This is a genomic window from Zobellia russellii (genome assembly GCF_044597075.1).
GTDB classification, from domain to species: domain Bacteria; phylum Bacteroidota; class Bacteroidia; order Flavobacteriales; family Flavobacteriaceae; genus Zobellia; species Zobellia russellii.
Genome location: NZ_CP139000.1, coordinates 1,820,006 through 1,844,319, shown reverse-complemented (window position 1 = coordinate 1,844,319; position 24,314 = coordinate 1,820,006). Strand labels below are relative to the sequence as shown.

The 24,314-nt window shown below is 36.8% G+C and carries 11 protein-coding genes; 9 read left to right on the top strand and 2 right to left on the bottom strand.

The features are described 5' to 3' along the window. Position 1 precedes the first annotated feature (1 nt). Both SJY45_RS07310 and SJY45_RS07305 read right to left on the bottom strand, forming a co-directional pair. On the bottom strand, positions 2–3,091 hold the full coding sequence (locus SJY45_RS07310) for a SusC/RagA family TonB-linked outer membrane protein (RefSeq protein ID WP_400073845.1): 3,090 nt from the start codon (positions 3,089–3,091) through the stop codon (positions 2–4). 239 nt (positions 3,092–3,330) lie between these two features. After that, the gene (locus SJY45_RS07305) at positions 3,331–4,212 is read right to left on the bottom strand and encodes an AraC family transcriptional regulator (protein WP_400073844.1); all 882 of its coding nucleotides are present in this window, start codon (positions 4,210–4,212) and stop codon (positions 3,331–3,333) included. A gap of 447 nt (positions 4,213–4,659) precedes the next feature. Between SJY45_RS07305 and SJY45_RS07300 the strand changes: the two genes are divergently transcribed. From SJY45_RS07300 to SJY45_RS07260, 9 genes are all read left to right on the top strand, one after another. Then, positions 4,660–7,911, top strand: a complete 3,252-nt coding sequence (locus SJY45_RS07300; RefSeq protein WP_166521589.1) for a TonB-dependent receptor — start codon at positions 4,660–4,662, stop codon at positions 7,909–7,911. Between the two features lie 25 nt (positions 7,912–7,936). After that, positions 7,937–9,691, top strand: a complete 1,755-nt coding sequence (locus tag SJY45_RS07295; RefSeq protein ID WP_155599862.1) for a RagB/SusD family nutrient uptake outer membrane protein — start codon at positions 7,937–7,939, stop codon at positions 9,689–9,691. Positions 9,692–9,857: 166 nt separating this feature from the next. Next, on the top strand, positions 9,858–11,381 hold the full coding sequence (locus tag SJY45_RS07290; RefSeq protein ID WP_400073843.1) for a sulfatase-like hydrolase/transferase: 1,524 nt from the start codon (positions 9,858–9,860) through the stop codon (positions 11,379–11,381). 61 nt (positions 11,382–11,442) lie between these two features. Then, positions 11,443–13,038 carry a sulfatase gene (locus SJY45_RS07285; RefSeq protein WP_400073842.1) on the top strand — a complete coding sequence of 532 codons (1,596 nt, stop codon included), beginning with the start codon at positions 11,443–11,445 and terminating at the stop codon, positions 13,036–13,038. Positions 13,039–13,074: 36 nt separating this feature from the next. Beyond that, positions 13,075–14,475, top strand: coding sequence for a sugar porter family MFS transporter (locus SJY45_RS07280; protein WP_400073841.1), 1,401 nt, complete (start codon positions 13,075–13,077; stop codon positions 14,473–14,475). Continuing rightward, the gene (locus tag SJY45_RS07275; RefSeq protein WP_400073840.1) at positions 14,472–15,197 is read left to right on the top strand and encodes an SGNH/GDSL hydrolase family protein; all 726 of its coding nucleotides are present in this window, start codon (positions 14,472–14,474) and stop codon (positions 15,195–15,197) included. Before SJY45_RS07280 ends, SJY45_RS07275 begins: the two co-directional genes overlap by 4 nt. Positions 15,198–15,209: 12 nt before the next feature. Beyond that, the gene (locus SJY45_RS07270; RefSeq protein ID WP_400073839.1) at positions 15,210–18,041 is read left to right on the top strand and encodes a sugar-binding domain-containing protein; all 2,832 of its coding nucleotides are present in this window, start codon (positions 15,210–15,212) and stop codon (positions 18,039–18,041) included. 53 nt (positions 18,042–18,094) lie between these two features. Continuing rightward, the gene (locus tag SJY45_RS07265) at positions 18,095–21,415 is read left to right on the top strand and encodes a DUF5107 domain-containing protein (protein WP_400073838.1); all 3,321 of its coding nucleotides are present in this window, start codon (positions 18,095–18,097) and stop codon (positions 21,413–21,415) included. Between the two features lie 2 nt (positions 21,416–21,417). Next, the gene (locus SJY45_RS07260; protein WP_400073837.1) at positions 21,418–24,216 is read left to right on the top strand and encodes a sugar-binding domain-containing protein; all 2,799 of its coding nucleotides are present in this window, start codon (positions 21,418–21,420) and stop codon (positions 24,214–24,216) included. Positions 24,217–24,314: the final 98 nt, after the last annotated feature.

Sequence of the window (24,314 nt, the reverse complement as noted above, 5' to 3'; positions counted from 1 at the left end):
ATTAAAATTCTAGATTTACTCCCAAAGTCAAAGTTCTTGATCGTGGGTAAGCGTCATAGTCATCTCCTCTATTTAAGTTATTCTGACCTCTATTATTCACTTCTGGGTCAAAGCCAGTATAATCTGTAATTGTGAATAAATTTTGACCACTTACATAAATTCTTGCTTTTGATATGAGATCGTTAAATTGTGGAAGTGTATACCCTAACGATACATTTTGAAGTCTAATGAACGATCCATCTTCAATAAAGTAATCTGAATCTCTGTAAGAGTTGGCAAAGTCTCTGTTTCCGTCTATTACGGGTCTTGAGGCTCCAGTATTGGTAGGTGTCCAAGAGTTTGTAAGGATTGTGCTGATTTGATTTATTTTTTGAACACCATCACCTAATTCAGAAGCTTGCAAGTTTCTTACATCAAATCCTTGAGAACCTCTGAAAAATAGGCCCATATCAAAATTCTTATAGGTAAATGTTGAATTTAATCCCCAAGTGAAATCAGGATTTGGGTCACCTATAATCACATAGTCATCTGGAGTAATTTCGCCATCACCGTTTACATCCCTATATTGTGGGTAACCTGGTTTGTCTCCTGATCTTGAAGGGTTGTTGGCTATTTCATCTTCTGATTGGAAAATACCCACATAATCATATCCTCTCCAAACACCTATTGGGTTGCCAGCTTCTACCCAGCTACCTTCTACACCAAGGTGACCACTTGTGGAGCTAGAGAAGAAAGGAGTGCTATCGCCCAAATCTGTAAGCTCGTTTTTAAGGATTGAAAGGTTACCTGCAACATTCCATTTAAAATCCTCTCCATTCACTATATAACCATCCAATCCAATTTCAAATCCTGTGTTTTCCAGTGAACCGGAGTTTTTAAGTATAGATTGGAATCCAAGGCTACTTGGTATAGAAACAAAAAGTAAAAGGTCTTCAGTTCTATTGCTAAAATAATCTAATGTTAAGTTCATACGGCTATTAAAGAAGGAAGCGTCAATACCAATGTTTCTCATTGTTGTTGACTCCCATTTCAAATCGGCGTTGCTTAATCTGTCGTCAGCAAGACCTAAAACCAAACTACCGTTAACTACATAATTAAATTCGCTAAGGTTTGCCAAAGAATTGTAAACTGGTATTTCCGAGTTACCGGTTAATCCCCAACTTGCTCTAAGTTTAAAGTTGTTCATTATCTCTGAAATTCCCTTATCGGCAAAGAAATTTTCATTTGATAAATTCCACCCTAAAGCTACGGAAGGAAAGTTTGCCCACTTGTTTTCGGTTCCAAATCTTGAAGAACCATCTCTTCTAAACGTTACGGTTGCCAAATATCTACTGTCAAAATTATAATTGATTCTACCTAAAACAGATTCTAATAACCACTCTCTTCTGTTGGAAGTTGGGGTTATGATATCTGGTCCTCCTTGTAAAGTGGCTTGGTCTACAGAAGCAGCTGTAATGCCGCGTGTGGTACTGCTGAAGAAATTATTGACTTCTTTTTGGTAGGTATAACCTGCAACGGCATCTACAAAATGCTTTCCAAATTGGTTGTTGTAAGTAAGTAAGTTTTCATTTAAGATATTCCCGGAATTTCTGTTGGCAAGAGTTAATTCGCCAGCATTGTCTCTACCTATTCTAGTGTTTACAGATGGAAAAAAACTTGTTCTATTTATATTTAAGATATCTGCTCCTATACTTGTTTTGGCTTTTAAGTGTTCTGTTAGGTTAAAGGTAAATGTGGTATTTCCCAAAACTCTATTGGTGATATCCTTATCGGTTGCAAATTCAAGCTCTTGTAGGGGATTTATTGAAAATCTACCATCGTAGGATGCCAATGCGTAGGTCCCGTCTTCATTAAATACAGGTACCGTTGGATCCAGACCCAAAGCAGTAATAATAATACCACCAGGTCCTCCTTGGTCGGTAGGAGCATTGTTGGAGACCGTTCTGTTGTAAGACCAGCTAGAACTAACGTTTAAAAAATTGTTGAAAACAGAATTGTCAACATTTAGTCGAATACCATATCTCTGGAAATCTGTCATTTTAATGATACCCTTATTGTCATGATAATTTCCTGTTATCGCATATCTATTTTCTTTATTTCCACCTGAAAATGTAAGTTGATGATTTTGAACAGAACCTACCCTTGTTACTTCGTCTAACCAGTTTGTTCCTTTACCAAAAGCACTTATCTGATCTTGTGAGTAAATAGGTGCACCGCCTTGGCTAGTTTCCAAAGTGTTCAAGTAGGTTGCAAACTCTGAACCGGTCAATACGTTTATTGGATTGGTTATGGTCTGGGTTGAGAATGATCCATCATAACTGATTTTTGCCTTTCCCGCCTTACCTCTTTTGGTAGTAATCAATACAACACCATTGGATCCTCTTGACCCATAAATAGAGGTGGCAGAAGCATCTTTGAGGACTTCAATAGACTCTATGTCGTTTGGATTTATAGAGGCAAGGATATTCGTTGCTTGTCTAGCTCCACCAGCACTATAAGCGCTATTGTCTGGATATATTGGAAATCCGTCAACAACATATAGTGGTTCGCTACCACTATTAATTGAATTTGAACCTCTAATACGAACTGAAACACCACCGCCTGGAGCTGCAGATGTTTGGGTTACTTGAACCCCGGGAGCTCTTGCTTGTATGGCTTGGTCTACTGACGTAACTGGCAATTCTTTAAAGGCGTCTCCGTCAATGGAGGATACAGACCCTGTTAAGTCGCTCTTTTTAACTGTACCGTACCCCACTATGACTACTTCGTCAAGTGCTTGGCTTTCAGGGTCCATTGTTATATTAATTGTGGTACGGCCATCAATAGCAACGCTTTGTGTAGCAAAACCTAATGATGAAAATTCTAACGTGGTAATTTCACTTTGTACAGATAATTCATAATTACCGTCAAAATCAGTTATGACCCCTTGGGTTCCCGCAATGACATTAACTCCTGGTAAAGGAGAATTAGTTTCTCCATCGGTTACCGTACCATTAATAGTTGTTTGTGCAGTTAGTGTTAGGCTACCCCATAATAGGGAAATTCCTAAAGCTAATAGTTTGAGTTGATTTGTTGAGAATGTTAGCTTCATAGTATTGTTAATTGATTTTTAGTTAAGGATTTTTTGAAAACTAAAAATTCGTGTTAAATCCTTAACACAATATTATGAATATATTTAACTTATACAAATGGACGTTTTTTGCTAAAACATGGATTTTTTAATTTATTAATAACAAAACCATATAAATAGCATGCTGGTTTTGTCTAATTGATAAAATAAAAGTTAAAAACTATATTATGTTACGACCGGTTAAGGAGGAAATCCTGAGCTTAGAATTCTTGTTGTGTTTTTCTGTACTCTTTGGGTGAAACACCAAAATTTTTCTTAAAGGTTCTAGAAAAATAAAGAGGGTCTTGTATGCCTACCTTATAACTAATTTCTTTAATGCTCAAATCTGTGTATTTTAAATATTCACAAGCCTTTTGTATTTTTTTCAGATTGAAAAAATGAATCAGGGAATAGCCAGTTCTTTTTTTAAATAAGTTAAAAAGGTAGGAAGGTGAACAATTAAATTGTTTGGCAATTTCACTAGACTTAAATGTCTTGTCTAAGTTGGACATTAAAAAATCAATTACGGAATTTATCATATTCGTATGAGAGGTAGACTCCGTAGCTATTCCTTTAGACGTATATACAAAGGAGCTAATAAAGTTTAATCCTAATATATTGGAATATTCTAGTTTTGGAACTGTGTATTCAGTCTTGTACATATGAAATATTTCATTGAACAAGTTTATTTTGGAACGTTCAAAAGCAATACTGCCATTGTTGCTTCGGTGTTCCATATAGCGCTTGTAAAGATTGTCTGTTAAGTTCCCGCCAAAATGCATCCAATAGATACTCCAAGGGTCATTTTTGTCTGAGTTGTACTCATGTGGTGTGTTTCTATGGATAATATGATATGTATTTGGGAGTACATGAATAAGCTGACCATCAACTTTTAAATTGCCCTTACCCTCAATACAATATATAAAGATATATTCCTTAATTCCTTTTTTTCTAGACCTGTAATGATGTTGGGCATTGGGGTAGAAACCTATGTCCGTTATATAAAAAGATTCACAAATGGTATGAAGTTCTTTTCTTATTGAATCGGGAAGAACAATCATTTTTTGCCCTAAAAAACCCTCTTTAATCTTAGATTTTTCCATTAGAATTTAGCATTGTTTTGTAGTATAAGGTATATGGATTTGTCTGGTTTTTAAAATTGATTCAATTAAGAAAGATGAATCCAAATCTTCATAAATGGAGGTGAAACTGGTTTTATAGGTGCAATAATTCTTTTTTCTATCACTTTGATGTTTTTTTAAATCTTATCCTTTATTATATTAAAAAATCCATGTTTTTGTGTAAATACTCCATTTTTGATAATTCAAATTTAGATAATTTAGCAAAATAATAACTTCAATTTTTTCAAAAATTATTAAATAATCAATGTATTCGAGCTTATTTTAAAATAAGTTTACTTGTGTCACTTTATTTTAATTTACATCTTTTCGAGTGTAATAGTCCATATTTTGGTTTTTTTTGATTGAATAAGATAGTTGAAGATGGGTTTTAATACCGAAGTATATAATGTAACCATAAAACCAGAACCTATGAAAAACTTAAAACTCATACATCTAATTAAATTTTGGAAAGCACTTGGTAAGTGTTATCCTCTGCTTGGAGTGTTTTTATTGAATGCGTCTGTGTGCGGAGCCTTTAGTGGAAATACAACAATTTATACTACAAAGATGTTGGGAAGTATAGAGCAGTCCACTGTAAAAGGTACGGTTTTAGATGAAGATGGTGTTCCATTATCGGGTGCAAATGTGTTGGTAAAAGGTACCACACGTGGCGTGGTAGCAGATTTTGATGGTAATTTTTTAATAGAAGCGACCGTAGGTGACATTCTTGAAGTTTCTTATATTGGAATGAAAACAGCTACCGTAACTTTGGATAGTGCCAAGAATGTTACAGTTACATTACTGAGCGATGCGGCATTCTTGGATGAAGTGGTAGTTGTGGCCTATGGCGTACAGAAAAAAGAGAGTGTTACAGGTTCTATTTCCAGTGTAAAGGTGGATAATATCACCCAAGTTCCGGCAACAAATGTGAAAAATTTGTTGATTGGTCAAGCGGCAGGGTTGATTACTAATCAAAATCCGGGGTTGCCCGGTCAAGATAATGCTGCTTTCAGTATTAGGGGGTTTGGTGACCCTTTGGTTATAGTTGATGGTGTAGAGTCTTATCTGGATAGGTTGGACCCTAATGATATAGAGACGATATCAATTTTGAAAGATGCCTCTGCGGCAATTTATGGCGCAAGAGCCGGTAATGGGGTGATTTTGGTAACGACAAAAAGCGGTAAATCTGGAAAAACCAAAATCAACTATCATGGTTGGTACGGAACACAGAACCGATTAACTTTTCCTGAAATATCTGGCGCAGAGGGGTTTGTTAGTTTGGGCAGGGATGCCATTTTTAATGCTCAATATAATCCCGAAACACCTGACGCGGTCATAGATTATGGTAGCTTGTTTACTGAAGAGAAATTGGCCGAGATAAGGTCAGGTGAACAAAAAAGTTATAGTTGGGTAGATGCTTTGCTAAGAAATGGTGGGGCTCAAATAGCTCAACATAACTTAAGTGCTTCGGGTGGTTCGGAAAATGTACAATATTACACGTCATTAGGGTTGCAAAATCAAACAAGTATATTTAATGGAGACTATGATTACAAGAAAATTAGTATAACCAATAATATAAATGCCAATCTTACTCCTGATTTAAGTTTAAGTTTCAATAGTTCCTATATAGATGAATCAAGGGATTATGCAGCAATAGGTTTAAACGATGTTTGGAATGACCTTAGAACAGCACAACCTCTGTATAATCCGTTTTTGCCTGATCCGGATAGAGCACCATATTCAGGATTTTCACAAAGGTCTCCAGTAGCTAGAACACAGCAGAAATTTGCAGGTTATGAAAGGACAGATCTAGAAACTTTAGCTGCGGCTTTGGATATTAAATATAATTTACCTTTTGTTCCAGGGTTAAGTATTGGGGTCAAAAACAATATTAGGTTTCGTTTAATAACGCAGGATAGATTACGACAGCCTTATGATGTGTGGTCTTTTGATCCTAGTGCGGTTTCTGCTGATAATGATGGGTATACAAAAGAGGCTACAATTTCTGTAAATGACTTTTATAAATATATTGGTGGAGCCAATTTTAATGATGATCCCAAAAGAAGAATACTGTCCCGTGCTTATCTAAACTATAGTAAAGATATTTCTAAGCATACGATTGGGGCACTCGCATTCGCAGAAAAAGAAGATAATCTTTATGAACGGTTGACTGTCTTGAGAAGAGATCTTCTGTCTTCTGATGTTCCACAGGTAAGTGCAGGAGACGATAACCTTACCACTACAGGTGGATTGGGTGTGCCGTTAAGTTATACTAGGCAAAGTGTGGCAGGTAGACTTAATTATTCTTATGACGGCAAATATTTGTTGGAAGGTACGTTTAGAGCGGACGGAAGTTCAAAATTTGGTCCGGATGTGCGATGGGGATACTTTCCGTCCCTATCACTTGGGTGGAATATTGCCAAGGAAAATTTCTTGCAGAATAGCGAAACTATAAAGGAACTAAAATTAAGGTTGTCTTATAGCGAGACCGGTATAGATAGTAATATCGGAAATACGGCTTTTGAGTTTTTAACAGGGTTTTCAGAAACAGGTCAAGTGTATTACTTGGATGAAAATACTCCTACGCCCACTATTAGAACAGAGGGTATAGCCAATCAATTAGTTACATGGGAAGAAACAACAATGTATAATATTGGTTTGGATCTAAGTTTGTTCGGAGGTAAACTTTATGCAAATATAGATGCTTTTTACCGTCTTCGTGAAGGCTTGCTGAGGTTGCCAATAGAAGGTTTACCAACAACTTTTGGCGCAAACTTACCGGCAACGAACTTGGATACAAGAAATAATCGCGGTTTTGAAGCCTTAGTGGGGTACAGAAATAATTGGGAAGATTTTGGGGTAAATATTGCCGGTACTTTTACGTTGGCGCGAGAACGTTATGGAGACTATCAAGAAAATATAGACTTTACGGACCCTACGCAGGTAAGGTTGGATAAACGATCTGGACGGTATGTTAACACAACATTTGGATATCAAACGGACGGTTTATTTAACACTCAGCAAGAAGTAGATGAATACTTGAATCAGTTTACTATTGAGGATTTAAATGGATCTCCCAAGCCTGGGGACATAAGATATATTGACAGAAATGGAGATAATATTTTGAATAGGGATGATCAATACGAAATAGGTTTTGGAAATATACCTGAAATGCTTTTTTCCTTGAACACTAATTTTTCCTATAAGAATTTTTCTTTAGGCATGTTGTGGCAAGGTGCTTCTAAATTTAATGTATTGATAACCGCGGGAGCAAGAAATCCATTTAATAATGAAACTGTACCATATACCCTTCATGAAAAATATAGTTGGAGGCAAGACCCTTCTAACCCAGGAGTAGGGGCCAACCCCAATGCGCAGCTACCGGCTTTTGAGAGAAGTGGGGCTCGCATTTGGAATGGTGCATCATCAGACTTTTGGTATAAAGATGGAACCTATCTAAGGCTTAAAAATGCTAATATAAGCTACAAATTACCGGCTGAAGTGTTGGATTTAATAAAGTTTGAAAACTTAGAATTCTATGTTGCGGGCGATAACTTGTTAACGTTTTCTAAGTTAGGTATCTATAAGGACATAATAGACCCGGAAGAAGCATCTAGTGCAACCGGGTTAACTCTGCCAATCTTAAGAACATTCACTTTTGGAGTCCGTATTGGCTTATAATTTATCAACCTTAAAACTAAAAATTATGTTACCAAAAAGTTTATATTTTGTACTTGTACTCTTTTGTTTAGGGTGTGACGATCAATTGGATAAAGAGCCGGATTTCATTTCGGAAAATACGGTCTTCGAGGATGAAGGACTTACAAATTCGTATGTTGCAGATTTATATCTAAACATGAACTTTCAAGAAATTGGTGGGTTTGGAAATGTTGGTATAGGTTTGTTTGCGGCTGCAGGAGCCGAACATATTAATTTTGCTAATTGGCAATATCCTAATTTATCATATTCAAGACAATATACAGAGGTTACCGGTCCGGGAAATCTTGACCGCTGGCCGTATTTTAATATAAGAAACATGAATATTCTTTTGCGTGACCTGCCAAATAGCGTTTCGTTAGAAGAAGATTTTATTAGGACTACTATGGCAGAGGTCAGGTTTCTTCGGGCGTATGAATATTTTGAAATGGTAAAACGTTATGGAGGTGTGCCGCTTATTACTACCGTACAGGATCAAGATGATTCTGATGAGGTTCTTTTTCCGAGTAGGGCAACAGAAAAGGAAATATATGATTTCATATACAATGAATTGGCAGAAATACTTCCGGATTTATCCGAAGTTAAAACGGGAGCCAACGGTAGGGTGGATCGCTTTACTGCACTTATGTTGCAAAGTAGGGCTATGCTTTATGCTGCTAGTATAGCAAATTTTGGGGAAGAGCAAATTAACGGTATTGTGGGTGTCCCATCGGCTAGTGCCCAAGATTACTATAAGAAAAGTTACGATGCTTCTAAGGAGGTTATAGATTCTCAATTATTTCAACTAATTGATGAGGGGGATGACAAAGCAGCAAATTTTGCTTCTATTTTTCTGAATGAAGGTACAGGTAATAATGAGATAATTTTTGCTGAACGTTTTGAGCCATTTATAAAAGGGCATTCTTTGGACTGGTTGGCAAATCCTGATGGACTTGGTTTGGAGTGGAACTCTAACTTTCCGGTTTTGTATGATTTCGTAGAAAATTTTGATTTTATAGATGGTCGAACCGGTAGTAGTATTTCCAGAGAAGATTTAACATTGGAAAATGAATGGGATGTTACCGACTTTTTCGGGAATAGAGATCCTCGATTTGTAGCGAGTGTATTTTACCCTGAGACTACATGGAAAGGCCAAAAAATATATTTTCACAGTAGTAGTTTAGTAAATGGAGAGGTTGTAAACGGTACGGGTACAATACTTACCAAACAAAATGGAGAGGAAATACCGGCTACAGCGGCGGCAAGAAACGTTAGAAATACTGCGCTCTTACTTAGAAAAAGGTTAGATCCAACAAATATAGCTACGCAATCAGAAAATTCGGGTCAAGATTTCTATGTATTTAGGTATGCGGAAACTTTATTGAATTTAGCCGAAGCGGCCTATTATTTGGGAAACTCTGGTGAAGCTTTGACCATGGTCAATATGGTCAGGGAACGGGCAGGAATGCCACTTAGGTCAGAAATTACGGAAGATTTTATTAGGCAGGAGCGTCAAGTGGAGTTGGCTTTTGAAGAGCATCGTTTTTGGGATTTAATCCGCTGGCGTGTTGCTACGGAAGTTCTAGGAAATGTTCGTACAAAAGGCTTGGTATTCAGATATAATCTTGATACGGACATGTACAATATAACGCTTAAAAATGCGGAAGGTGATATAAGACAATTTGGAGAGGAAAGGTATTATCTTCCATTTAGTCAGGAAAGATTGGCGGAAAATCCAAATTTGGTTCAAAACCCTGGTTATTAAGTTGATATTGATTGTTTTGTAGTGATGTTTAGTTAGTAGACTTGTTGCATACTGGTAGTAATTTTAAATTACTACCAGTTCTTAAATGTTATCTCCATGACACATTATTTTTCCATATAGATATAAATAGGGACAGGCAATTAGATTGTCCGTAACAAAAAATAGCATGACTTTAAAAGAATTTTCTATAAAAAAACTTATATGCTTCTTCGTTTTTTTTACATCAACTTTAGGTGTTTATTCGCAGGAAGCCAAGCCAAATATTGTACTTATTTATGTGGATGACTTGGGCTTTGGAGATATTGGGGTTAATGGGGCCATTGGCGTAGAAACCCCCAATGTAGATAGGTTGGCGGCAAGCGGCTTAAATTTTACCGACGCACATTCTACTGCGGCTACCTGCACGCCTTCCAGATATTCATTGTTAACGGGTGAATTTGCTTTTAGGAATAATGCAGCAATAGTAAATGGAGATGCCCCTCTGATTATAGATGTTGATAAACGTACGTTGCCGGACATGTTAAAAGATGCCGGCTACAGTACCGGGGTGGTCGGAAAATGGCATTTAGGACTGGGGGACGGAAAAGCAAATTGGAACGAGGAAGTAAAACCGGGCCCTAGAGAAGTAGGTTTTGATTATAGTTTTCTTATACCCGCAACAGGAGATCGTATACCTACGGTATACATGGAAAATCAAAAAGTGGTAGGACTTGATGCTCAAGATCCAATAACTGTTAGTTATACTTCAAAACTGGATGGGTACCCCATTGGAACCGAACATCCCGAGCTTTTAAAACAGCACACAGATGTACAACATTTAGGCTCAATTACGAATGGAATAAGTCGTATTGGTTATATGAATGGAGGGGAAAATGCTTTATGGGTAGATGAAGATATTCCATTTGATTTAACGAAAAAGGCAAATGAATTTATAGATAAAAACAGTAAAAATCCATTTTTCCTTTTCTTCTCTCTTCATGATATTCATCAGCCTAGAATTGCCAATATAAAATTTGTTGAAGCCAGTACAATGGGGCCTAGAGGAGATGTTATAGCGCAAATGGATTGGTGTGTAGGAGCTATAATGCAAAAGCTGAAAGAAGTGAACCTGGACAACAATACCATGGTCATATTTACAAGTGACAATGGTCCAATTTTAGACGATGGTTATTTGGATTATGCCAGGGAATTAGTTGGGGAGCATAAACCGGGAGGTAAATATAAAGGAGCAAAGTATTCAGTTTATGAGGCAGGTACACGCATACCGACCATTGTCTCATGGCCATCAAAAATACGTCCAGGTACAAGTAATGCTTTATTGTCTCAGGTAGATTTATACGCTTCCTTGGCTTCTTTGGTTGGTCAGAAACTTAAAAATGGTGACGCCAAGGATAGTGAAAATCATATAGAAGCTTGGTTGGGTCTTGATAAAAAAGGTAGAGATTTTCTTTTGGAAGAGGCGTATACTTTTGGTTTACGAATGGGGAGTTATAAGTATATCAAACCCCAGAAAAATGCACAAACACCCCAGTGGATTGCTAATAAGTTTGTAGATCCCGGCTTTAGTACAGTACCCCAATTGTATAATTTGGATGTAGATCCCTTTGAAGAAGAGAACATAGCAGATGAGTATCCGGACGTATTAAAGAAAATGCAGAAAGCATTATCAAATATTTTGAGTGAAAAGTAACAATCAAGATACCTTACTGTCTTGATTTATAAGGTGAACATCGTTTTAAAAACTTTTTATTTTGAGAGAATTATATATATTAAATTATCTTTTTGTAATAGCATCCTTAGTTTACGGTTGTAAACAAAATGAAGATAAGCCAAAGGCTACAAATTCTAATAAGCCTAATATTGTTTTTATACTAGCGGATGATTTGGGGGCGCATGACTTAAGTTATGCAGGTAGTGACTACTATGAAACCCCATATATAGATGCTATAGCTAGGGAAGGGGTACATTTTACTCAAGGCTATGCTGCTGCACAAGTATGTAGCCCTTCTAGGGCTAGTTTAATGACCGGGCAATACACCGCTCGCCATGGCGTAACAGATTGGATAGGAGCGGCTACAGGTGAAAAATGGGGTGAATATTATAATACCAAGGTCCTTCCGCCAGATTATGAACATGCACTAAAAGAAGAAGACATTACAATAGCCGAAGCGTTCAAGGCTGGTGGGTATAGAACTTTCTTTGCTGGAAAATGGCATTTGGGTGATGAACCATATTCTCCAGAAAATAACGGTTTTGAAATCAATAAAGGGGGATGGGAAGTAGGTAGCCCTAAAGGAGGCTATTATGCCCCTTGGAACAATCCCAAACTGGATTATAAATATAATGGTGAAAATTTAACCAAACGTTTAGCTCTAGAAACAGCAGACTTTATTACGGAGAACAAAGATCAGCCGTTTTTTGCTTTTTTGTCTTTTTACGCCGTGCATGGTCCTATAGAAACAACTGAAGCAAAATGGGAGAAATATAGAAATAAGGCAGAACAGAAAGGCATTAAAGATTCGGGTTACGATATGGAACGCATTCTACCTATCCGAAACGTACAGGACAATCCAATATATGCTGGGTTAGTAGAATCTATGGATGATGCTGTAGGCGTTGTTTTAAATAGGTTAAAGGAACTTGGTTTGGATGATAATACTATAATTGTATTTACATCGGATAACGGAGGTGTTGCCAGCGGTGATGCTTTTTCTACCAGTAATTTCCCCTTAAGAGGCGGCAAAGGTTATCAATGGGAAGGTGGTATAAGAGAACCTTATTTGATTAAAGCACCAATGTATAAAGATGCCCCTAGTGTTATAGAATACCCTGTATCAGGTATAGATTTTTATCCCACCCTATTAGATTTTGCCGGCGTTGATAAGCCTAAAAATCAATACTTGGACGGGTTGAGTCTTGTTCCATTGTTTGAAGGAAAATCTTTAGATGAAAGAGCGTTGTTTTGGCATTATCCACATTATGGCAATCAAGGAGGTGAACCTGTTAGTATGATTAGAAAGGGCGATTGGAAACTTATCCATTACTATGAAGATGGTCATGATGAACTTTACAACCTAAAGCATGATGTTGGGGAAAAGGAAAATGTAGTAGCCCAGAATATGGAAGTGGCCCGGCAACTAAAGAAAGAATTGGAAAATAATTTAGAAGAAACTGGTGCGGCCGTGCCAGTGTCTAATTCTAAGTATAATAACTCCAAGGCAATTGAACTATATGAAACACGTAAAAACCAGATGCTTCCCAATTTAGAAAAGCAGAGAAAGAAAATACTATCTAAGGATTTTAATCCTCAAAATAATTGGTTCGATAGTAAGTCTACAAAAGATTAAGGCTTAGGAACGCCCACAAAATTACACTATAATGTTATGAGTGAATCCAAATTCAATTTTACCTATTTACTTTTTTTGGCAATGGTCTCGGCTATGGGCGGATTTTTATTTGGCTATGACTGGGTGGTTATAGGAGGCGCAAAACCGTTTTACGAGCTTTATTTTGACATTTCTACTATTCCAACTCTACAAGGTTGGGCTATGAGTAGCGCTTTGGTTGGTTGTATATTTGGTGCAGTAGTTTCAGGATTTTTAGGAGATAAATGGGGGCGAAAAAACAGTCTTATATTGGCTGCGGCACTATTTTCTTTATCCGCCTTTGGCACAGGTTATGCAGATAATTTCGCCATTTTCATTAGCTATCGGATTATTGGTGGCTTGGGTATTGGTTTGGCCTCAACACTTTCGCCAATGTACATTGCCGAAGTGGCTCCAGCCAAATACAGGGGTAGGTTCGTTGCTATAAATCAATTAACCCTGGTATTAGGAATTTTGGTTGCTCAAATTGCTAATTGGGGAATTGCTGAAGCAATACCTGCTAATTTTAGCGATGCCGATATTCATACATCATGGAACGGGCAAACGGGATGGCGCTATATGTTCTGGGTCGAACTTATACCTGCGTTATTATTCTTCTTTCTAATGTTCCTAGTTCCGAAAAGCCCAAGATTTCTAGCTAAGACAGGAAGACTTGAAACGGCTAAAAAGGTTTTGTCCAAGATAGGAGGGGACATTTATGCGCATCATGAAGTTAAAAACATGAAGTCTACACTTAAAAGTGATGATGGAAAGAAAATTAATATTTCGGAATTAAAGAGCAAAAGAGTATTGCCAATAATGATTATAGGTATTGTATTGGCCATTTTTCAGCAATGGTGTGGTATTAATATAATATTCAACTATGCCGATGAGATATTTACCGCCGCAGGGTATACTGTTGGTGATATGCTATTCAATATAGTAATAACAGGTAGTGTCAATCTTCTATTTACTTTTGTGGCAATGCGTACCGTAGACAGTTGGGGCCGTAGAAAATTAATGCTATTTGGGGCTGCTGGTCTTTCAATAGTGTATGCTTTGCTAGGTGGGGCATATTTTTTCGAGTTCAGTGGCTGGCCTGTTTTAGTTTTAGTTATAACTGCAATTGCTATTTATGCCATGTCGTTGGCTCCAATTACTTGGGTGATACTTTCAGAAATTTTTCCGAACAGGTTAAGGGGAATTTCAATGTCCATCGCAACATTTTCATTATGGATAGCTTCTTTTATCCTAGTGTTTACTTTTCCTATTATGAATAATACATTAGGGTCTTACGGTACCTTTTGGACGTATAGCTTAATATGCTTGGCAGGTTTCATTTTTGTAAAGAAAAAATTACCTGAAACAAAAGGGAAAAGTTTAGAAGAAATTGAATTTGAATTAACGGAAGAAAAATGAAATATAAATACAATGTTCTGATTATTGTGCTTTTGTTGGTCCATAGTGCTTTTGCCCAGGAAAAAGATGATGCTTGCAATTACCTTGATTCCGTAAAATCCGAATTAAAGAAAACTTGGCCTGACAATAAGACTGTTAACCTTGTTTTTCATGGGCATTCTGTGCCATCTGGCTATTTCAAGACACCAAAAGTACATACGCTAGAGTCATACCCTTATAAGACACTTAAGGAAGTCAAGCAAATTTATACTCATGCTGTGGTCAATAGTATTACTACATCAATTGGTGGGGAGCATTCTGAACAAGGAGAGAAAAGATTTAAAGAAGATGTATTGGTTCACAGACCGGATGTATTGTTTATAGATTATGCATTAAACGATCGGAATATAGGCTTGGAAAGAGCCAAAATAGCTTGGGAAAAAATGATAGTTCAGGCAAAGGAATATGGGACAAAAGTTATTCTAATGACCCCTACACCAGATTTAAATGAAGATATTAAATCCATAGACACCAAACTTTATAAACACACGCAACAGATTAGGGAATTGGGACAAAAGCATGAAGTAGGTCTTGTTGATAGTTATGGCCTGTTTCGGGAATTGGCTAACACAAAAAACCTTAAAGATTATATGGCTCAAGGTAACCACATCAATGAAAAAGGGCATGAAATTGTTGCAAAAGCAATACGTGATTTTTTTATAGAAGATTTTCAAAGCAAATAAATATATACGCGTATGAAATTTAGAGTTATTATGCTTTCCGGACTCTTGTTTGCACTTTGTTCTTGTGAGGATGCACAGATTAAAGAATTGGATTTATCCGGTGAGTGGCAGTTTCAAATAGATTCCTTAGATCAAGGTATATCTGAACAATGGTTCGTAAATAATTTAAATGATGTTATTGAATTACCCGGTTCAATGGCTGAAAATGGGAAAGGTGACGAAATAACGGTCAATACGCATTGGACAGGTAGTATGTGGAACGACAGTCTTTGGTATAAAGACCCTAAATATGCTAAGTACCGTGAACCTGGAAATGTAAAAGTATCATTTTGGTTAAGCCCTGACAAAGTATATACAGGCCCGGCTTGGTATCAAAAAAAAGTAACCATTCCAACTATATGGGAAAATCAGTATATCAGTCTAGAATTAGAACGGCCTCATTGGGAAACAACCTTATGGGTAGATGATAAGGAAGTAGGCACACAACATAGCTTAGGGACACCCCACAATTACCGTTTAGATAAATACCTTAAACCAGGAGAACACACAATTACGTTACGTATAGACAATAGGGTAAAGGATATAGATCCTGGTGTGGACGCTCATAGTATTTCAGATAACACCCAGACTAATTGGAACGGTATAGTAGGCGATATCAAGTTGATAACATCGCCACTCTTTACGTTTAAAGATGTAAAACTTTATCCAGATGTAAATAACAACCTTGTTGGCGTTAAGGGAACAATTGTCAATTTTAGTGGAAATACACAAAAGGGTGAAATAGTGCTTCAGGCAAAGCAGGTTGCTAGTGGTGCTAATGGCTTGCAAGAAGTTGTTCATCAAATTGAAATTGACCAATATGGGAAATTTGAAATAGATTATCCTATGGGAGACTCACCTTTATTGTGGGATGAGTTCAATCCTAATTTGTACAAGATGCAATTAAGATTGAAATCCGATTTAGGTATAAGTGAGAAGGAAATAACCTTTGGTATGCGTGATTTTAAAGTTGATGGTAAGCGCTTTGCGATTAACGGAAGACCAGTTTATCTACGTGGCACGTTAGAGTGTTCTATTTTCCCTTTAACAGGATACCCACCTACCGATGTTGAGGAATGGAAACGTATTCTGAGAACGATACAGAATCATGGTTTAAACCATATTCGTTTTCATTCATATTGTCCGCCGGAAGCGGCATTTCAAGCTGCGGACGAATTAGGTGTGTATATTCAAGTAGAAGCATCTGCGTGGGCAACTATAGGGGATGGGAAACCAATAGACGATTGGTTATATAAAGAGGCGGAAGATATAATAGATACATATGGGAACCACCCCTCTTTTGTGATGATGGCCTATGGTAACGAACCGTCAGGTAAAAATCACGCCAAATATCTGGAAAAGTTTGTATCACATTTTAAAGATTTGGATAGCCGCAGATTATACACCAGTGCTGCCGGTTGGCCTTTGTTGGATAATCTAGATTATTACAATCATAAAGGACCGCGTATTCAAGGTTGGGCCCAAGAACTTAACAGTGTTATAAATGCCGAGCCACCGCAAACGGAATTTGATTATAGAAAGTTGATTGAAGAAACCCCTATGCCTTATGTAAGTCATGAAATGGGACAGTGGTGCGTGTATCCTAACTTTAAGGAAATGTCAAAATATACCGGTGTTTTAAAGCCTAAAAATTTTGAGATTTTTAAAGAAACCTTGAACGAGAATCATCTAGGTCACTTAGCTGATAGTCTTTTATTGGCATCAGGTAAATTGCAGGTACTATGTTACAAGGCAGATATAGAAGCGGGCTTGCGTACCAAGGACATGGCAGGTTTTCAGTTGTTAGACTTACATGATTTTCCTGGTCAAGGTACAGCACTTATTGGGGTTTTGGATGCCTTTTGGGAAGAGAAAGGTTATGTAACTCCTAGTGAGTTTCGTGAGTTTAATTCAGAAACTGTACCGTTGGCAAGATTGGCCAAACGTATTTTCTTAAACAATGAAACTTTAAAAGCCTCAGTAGAAGTCGCTCACTATGGTGAGAAGCCAATACATAATGTAACCCCTACCTGGGAGCTCACGGACGAAACAGAAAATTCTTTTGCGAAAGGTGAATTCTCAAAAACTACTATTCCGGTTGGAAATGGGTTTAGTCTAGGTGAGATTTCAGTAAAATTAGATTCACTCTTAACACCTCAAAAATTAGTACTTACCGTCTATGTTGGTGAATATAAAAACAGTTGGGATGTTTGGGTGTACCCTTCTGAAAATGAACCAATAAAAAGTAGCGATAATTTTCGCGTTGTTCAGAAGCTAGATCCCAGAACTCTTGATTATTTAAATAACGGGGGCAACGTATTACTTACTATAACCAAAGGAGATATTAAGGCTGATAAAGGTGGTGATATTGGTGTGGGCTTTTCGAGTATTTTCTGGAACACCTCATGGACTAAAGGGCAAAAACCCCACACACTTGGTATTCTTACCAATCCCGCCCATCCTGCTTTGGCTGAATTTCCAACAGAGTATCATAGCAATTGGCAATGGTGGGATGCTATGAGCCATTCAAATGCTATTGTTCTAGATGATTTTTCTTCTGATTTGCATCCAATTGTTCGCGTAATTGATGATTGGTTTGAAAATCGTAGAACGGCCTTACTTTTTGAGGCAAAAGTAGGTAAAGGTAAATTGTTGTTCTCCGGTGTGGATTTACATAGTAGTATGGAAGACAGACCCGAAGCACGTCAATTGTTATATAGTTTAAAAAGGTACATAGTCAGTAACCAATTTAATCCAAAAATCCAGTTGAAACCTAGGGAAATCAAAAGTTTATTAAAGTATTAAGAAATTATGTTTAAATGGTTCGATGTTCAAAGTCGAACATAATAGAATTCGAGATGAGTATAGTAAAGGCTTGGAAAGATACAGTAGTTATACCTACCTACGAAGTTGGAAAACCAGAGAAATATCCTGTTTTTTTAGAAAAAAGAGTATATCAGGCTAGTAGTGGTGTTGTTTATCCCCATCCGGTAATTGAAAAAATTAGCGATGAAAAAGTTGATAAAGAATGGGATGTAATTTACTTGGAGAATGATTTTATTAAAATAATGGTAATTCCTTCCCTTGGCGGTAGGATCCAGATGGCCTATGATAAAATCAGGGAACGTCATTTTGTTTACTACAATAATGTAATTAAGCCTGCTTTAGTTGGTTTAACAGGGCCATGGATTTCAGGAGGTATAGAGTTTAACTGGCCACAACACCATAGGCCTAGTACATATGATCCAACAGATTTTCATATTGAAGAGAATAAAGATGGTAGCATAACGGTTTGGGTCAGTGAAGTAGAACGTATGTTCAGAACTAAAGGTATGGCTGGTTTTACGCTATATCCGGATAAAGCATATCTAGAAATAAAAGGCCAACTATATAATAGAACATTTGTAGCCCAAACTTTTTTATGGTGGGCAAATCCTGCGGTGGCAGTAAATGACCATTACCAATCTGTTTTTCCACCAGATGTAAATGCGGTTTTTGATCATGGTAAAAGGGATGTTTCTGAATTTCCTATAGCTAAGGGCGAATATTATAAAGTAGATTATTCACCGGGTACGGATATTTCTAGATATAAGAATATACCCGTTCCCACATCGTATATGGCTATAACTTCTGATTATGACTTTGTAGGTGGATATGAGAATGATTCTAAAGGTGGACTATTGCATGTTGCAGATCATCATATATCACCTGGTAAAAAACAATGGACTTGGGGTAATGGCGATTTTGGAAAGGCATGGGACCGTAATCTTACGGATAACGACGGGCCTTACATAGAGTTAATGTGTGGAGTATATACTGATAATCAACCAGATTTCTCTTGGATGCATCCTTATGAGGAAAAAAGTTTTAAACAGTATTTTATGCCCTATTATAACGTTGGGATCGTAAAGAATGCTACCAAAGAAGCTTTGTTGAATTTGGAAATGGAAGAAGAGCAGGTGCGGTTAAAAATCCATGTAACCTCTCATTACCCAAAATCTGTAATAAGCTTATATTCAGAGAATAAAATCTTATTTGAATCTGTTCGAAATTTAGACCCGGCAAATGGGTTTGAGGAACTGATTGCTGTTAATGGTATTAGCTATAAGAGCCTTACGGCTAAGGTAAAGGATGCCAATGGTAAAATTTTGGTGTCTTGGTCTCCGGCCAGTCTCTCTGATAGTGAAATACCAGAAGCAGCAAAAGCTGCAAAGCAACCAAACGAAATTAATAGTGTTGAGCAGTTGTTCTTAAGAGGGCTTCATTTAGAACAGTATAGGCATGCTACTTACGATCCAACTGCCTATTATTTGGAAGGCTTGTCACGCGACCCTAAAGATGTTCGTTGCAATAACGCTATGGGACTTTGGTATTTAAAACGAGCGAAATTTGAAGAGGCCTTAAAGTATTTTGAAGCAGCTATAGATACATTGATAGAACGTAACCCTAATCCTTACGATGGCGAACCGTATTTTAATAAAGGATTGACCCTATCATATTTAGGAAATAAGAAGGAAGCATATGCCGCATTTTATAAATCCTGTTGGAATGCTGCTTGGCAGGATGCAGGCTATTTTAACTGTGCACAAATAGAGTGTGCCAATGATAACTTGGAAAAAGCACTGGAACTAGTAGATAAATCACTTATTAAAAATTGGCATAACCATAAGGCAAGACATCTTAAGGTCATTATTTTAAGAAAATTGGGTCATGTAGATGAAGCAAAACAGTTAATACATGATTCATTGGCCATAGATGCCTTTAACTTTGGGGTAATCTATGAAAGATATCAAATTACTGGTGCTTCGGAAGATTTAGAAAATCTATTGGATATCACTAGGGCCAATCAACAGAACTTTATTGAGTTCTCAATTGATTATGCGCAGGCGGGGCAATACAATGAGGCTATAGCTCTGTTAAATATTCTAGTGGATAAAAATTTGGCCAATTACCCTATGGTATATTATTTTCTAGGGGCATATCATTTAGAGAACAGCGAATACGACAAGGCCAATGAAAATTTCAAACTAGGAAGTAAAATGCCAATGGACTATTGTTTTCCAAACCGATTGGAAGAAGTAGTGGTATTACAGGCGGCTATCAGAAGTAATTCTCAAGACGCTAAAACAAACTATTATTTGGGTAATTTTTGGTACGCATCTAAACAGTACGAAGAGGCTCGCTTGTGTTGGGAGAAAGCTATTGAGTATGATAATTCCAACGCAATCTGTTATAGAAACCTTGCACTATTAAACTTTAATAAGAAGAACGACCATCAAGTAGCAAGAATTTATTTGGAGAAAGCATTTGAGTTGGACAACACGGATGCACGTTTACTTATGGAGCTAGATCAATTCTATAAAAAATGTAATGTTTCTGTAAATGAACGCTTAATTCTCTTAGAAAAAAATATTGACTTGGTTCAATCCCGCGATGACCTGTACCTAGAATATTTAAGCTTGCATACATTCAGAGGCGAGTATGAAAATGCTCTGGAGCTTATAAGTCAAAGACAATTTCATCCTTGGGAAGGAGGAGAGGGTAAAGTGCCTTTTCAGTATGTAACGGTAAATGTGGAATTGGCCAAAAAAAATATAAAACAGGAAAATTACAATAAGGCCATAGAGTATTTGCTAGCTGCGCAAGCATACCCGGAAAACCTTGGAGAAGGAAAACTGTATGGGACTCAAGAGAATGATATATTTTATTGGTTGGGTTGTGCCTATGAAGGGATAAATGAGGTCGATAAAGCAAAGGAATGCTGGGAATTTGCAGCTACAGGCATCTCAGAACCTAGTCCTGCTATGTTTTATAACGACCAGCAGCCAGACAAGATATTTTATCAAGGTTTGGCATTGCTAAAGTTAAAAAGGAAGGAAGAAGCAAATTATAGATTTACAAAACTTATAGCTTATGGTGAAGATCATATGGAAGATGACGTAAAGCTCGATTATTTTGCCATTTCATTACCAGATTTGCTGATTTGGGAAGAAGATTTAATCGAACGTAACAAAATTAATTGTTCCTATTTAATGGCCTTGGGCAACCTTGGGTTGCAGCAATACGAAGTCAGTTCAAAAATGTTTGATTGTGTTATGAGTTCTGATCATTATAATATGCAGGCATTTATTCATCGTGAAATGGTTGCAGATATCATAAATCAATCCGTAAAAATATAATAATGAAAAACATTTTTCTTAGAACCTTCTTTATAGCAATAGCGTTTCTCTTTGTTCAATGCGATTCCCAAAACGGGAACAGTATTTCATTAGCGGGAAAGTGGAGGGTTAGCTTAGATTCATTGAATATTGGAGATAGTGAAAATTGGGCCAATACTGAAATTGCTGGGCAAGAGATAAATTTGCCGGGAACTTTAGATGATGCAAATATTGGAAAACCTAATAACATAGAACCTGCAATCAATAATTATGTGATGTCAAATTTGACTCGAAGACGGCACTATACAGGTAAAGCGTGGTATCAAAAGAAAGTTGTAATACCAAATTCTTGGAAAGGCAAAAAAATTGAATTAGAACTGGAACGTGTTATTTGGGAGTCTAATGTTTATGTAGATGGGAAAAAGATAGGTAGCTCCAATAGTTTAATTGGAAGTCATACATATGATTTGTCGAATTTTCTGCTGCCAGGAGAACATTTATTAACTATAAGTATAGACAACTCAAATAAATTCCCTTTAATAAATGTACCAGGAACAATGTATCCTGAAAAGAGAAATCAGGATATGGCCCATGCCTATACTAACCATACGCAGATAAAATGGAACGGGATTTTAGGGGATATTGTATTGTCGGCTACGGAAATAGGCGAAGCATCAAATCTTCAGATTTATCCAAATAGCGCAGAGAATGAAATACGCGTTGATTTCGAAAAAGATGTTCTTGAAAAAAGTCAAAAAATTCAGTATCAAATCTCAGATGTTAACGGAAAGGAACTAGCAAAAGGAGTTGCGGTAGATTTGGATGTTAAAAATAAATCTATAAGCTTCCAAATTAAGAAGCCAGCGCAATTGCAGAACTGGGATGAGTTTAACCCTGTCCTTTACAATCTTAGCGTAATTATTGGCAAGCAAAGATTAACTGAAAAATTCGGATACAAATATGTAGGTGAGAAGAAGGGTAATTTAACACTGAACGATAAACGAATATTTCTTAGAGGCAACTTAGAATGTGTAATATTTCCGTTGACCGGTTACCCACCAATGCAAAAGAAAGAATGGGCAACGTTGATAAAGCAGGCTAAAGACTATGGTCTTAATCATTTGCGTTTCCATTCTTGGTGCCCACCCAAAGCAGCTTTTGAGGCTGCCGATGAAGCTGGTTTTTATTTTCAGGTAGAATTGCCCCATTGGAGTTTAAGGGTAGGGGAAGACAAAAATACTACAGAGTTCTTACAGAAAGAAGCCAATAAAATTCTTAATGATTATGGTAACCACCCATCATTTATATTAATGGCAATGGGTAACGAATTGCAAGGTGATATTGATGTTTTAAATAAAATGACAGAGAAGTTAAAGAAAATAGACAATCGTCATTTGTACGCAACAACTTCGTTTTCATTTCAAAAACCTACGGGAACAAGGCCAGAGAAGGAAGATGAATTCTTTATTGCCCAATGGACAGATAGAGGGTGGATAAGAGGGCAGGGCATTTTTAATGACAAGCCCCCCCATTTTAATGCGGACTATTCTGAAAATAGCGAGCACATACAGATACCATTAATTTCGCATGAAATTGGTCAATATTCTGTATATCCAGATTTAAGTGAGATTCAAAAATATACTGGTGTATTGCAACCGCTTAATTTCATTGCAATAAAGAATGATTTAGAACATAAAAAACTCTTAAACCTTGCTCAAGATTTTACACAGGCTTCGGGGAAATTAGCAGCAATATTATATAAAGAAGAAATAGAACGAGCATTGAAAACTCCAAGTTTTGATGGTTTTCAGCTATTACAATTGCAAGATTTTCCTGGTCAGGGTACAGCATTAGTGGGGCTGTTAAATGCATTTTGGGAATCGAAAGGAATTATTTCCCCAGAAGAATTTAGCCAGTTTAATAGTGAGCTGGTACCCTTAATCCGTTTTAATAAAGCTGTATATGAAAACGGAGAAACATTTGCCGCCAGTGTTGAAGTGGCCAATTTTTATAAGGAACTCAAAAATAAAACTTTAGAATGGACCATTACAGACGACCAAGGAGCCGTTTTAAAGAGTGGAGAATTTATCAATGTAAATCTACAAATTGGTAATAATTTAAATTTAGGAACTATTGAATATCCTATCAATACAAAAGCGGCAAAAAAAGTAAAGGTTACGGTTTCTTTAAAAGATTCAAAGTATAAAAATAGCTGGTCTATTTGGGAATATCCAAAAAAGGTAAAGATAAGATCAGACAACATACTGTTTACAAATACAATAGAAGAGGCGTGGGCAGCTTTACAAAAAGGAAAGAAAGTATTGCTTAATCCAGATTTTGAGAGAATTAAAGGTATTGAGGGTCGTTTCGTGCCAGTTTTTTGGAGCCCTGTTCACTTTCCTAACCAACCTGCTACTATGGGCTTACTATTGGATGAAAAGCACCCCGCTTTTAATGATTTCCCCACAGATTCGCATACAGACTGGCAATGGTGGGACTTATGTATCAAATCAAAATCTGTTATTACAGATTCCTTAGAGGTTACGCCTTTGGTTAGGGTTATAGATAATTTTGTAACCAACCATCATTTATCAAATGTATTTGAGGTAAAGGTAGGTTCTGGTAGCTTAATTTTTTCGTCCACAGATATTACAAATAATTTAAAGGATAGACCAGGGGCTAGACAATTGAGACACAGTTTACTGAATTATATGGAGAGCGATGCTTTTGTTCCTTCCAAATCAATTCGTATTGAAGATTTGGAAAACATATTAATAAATAAAAACAAGAGTATTTTCTCTGCTGAAGATATTTATAATTAAGCTTTGAGTGAACTGTTTTAAATAGTGGCTTGTTAATATAGTAACGAATATAAAGGTTTTTATAGAGCGTACTTTATTAGAGTTTTTCTTTAGTAAGT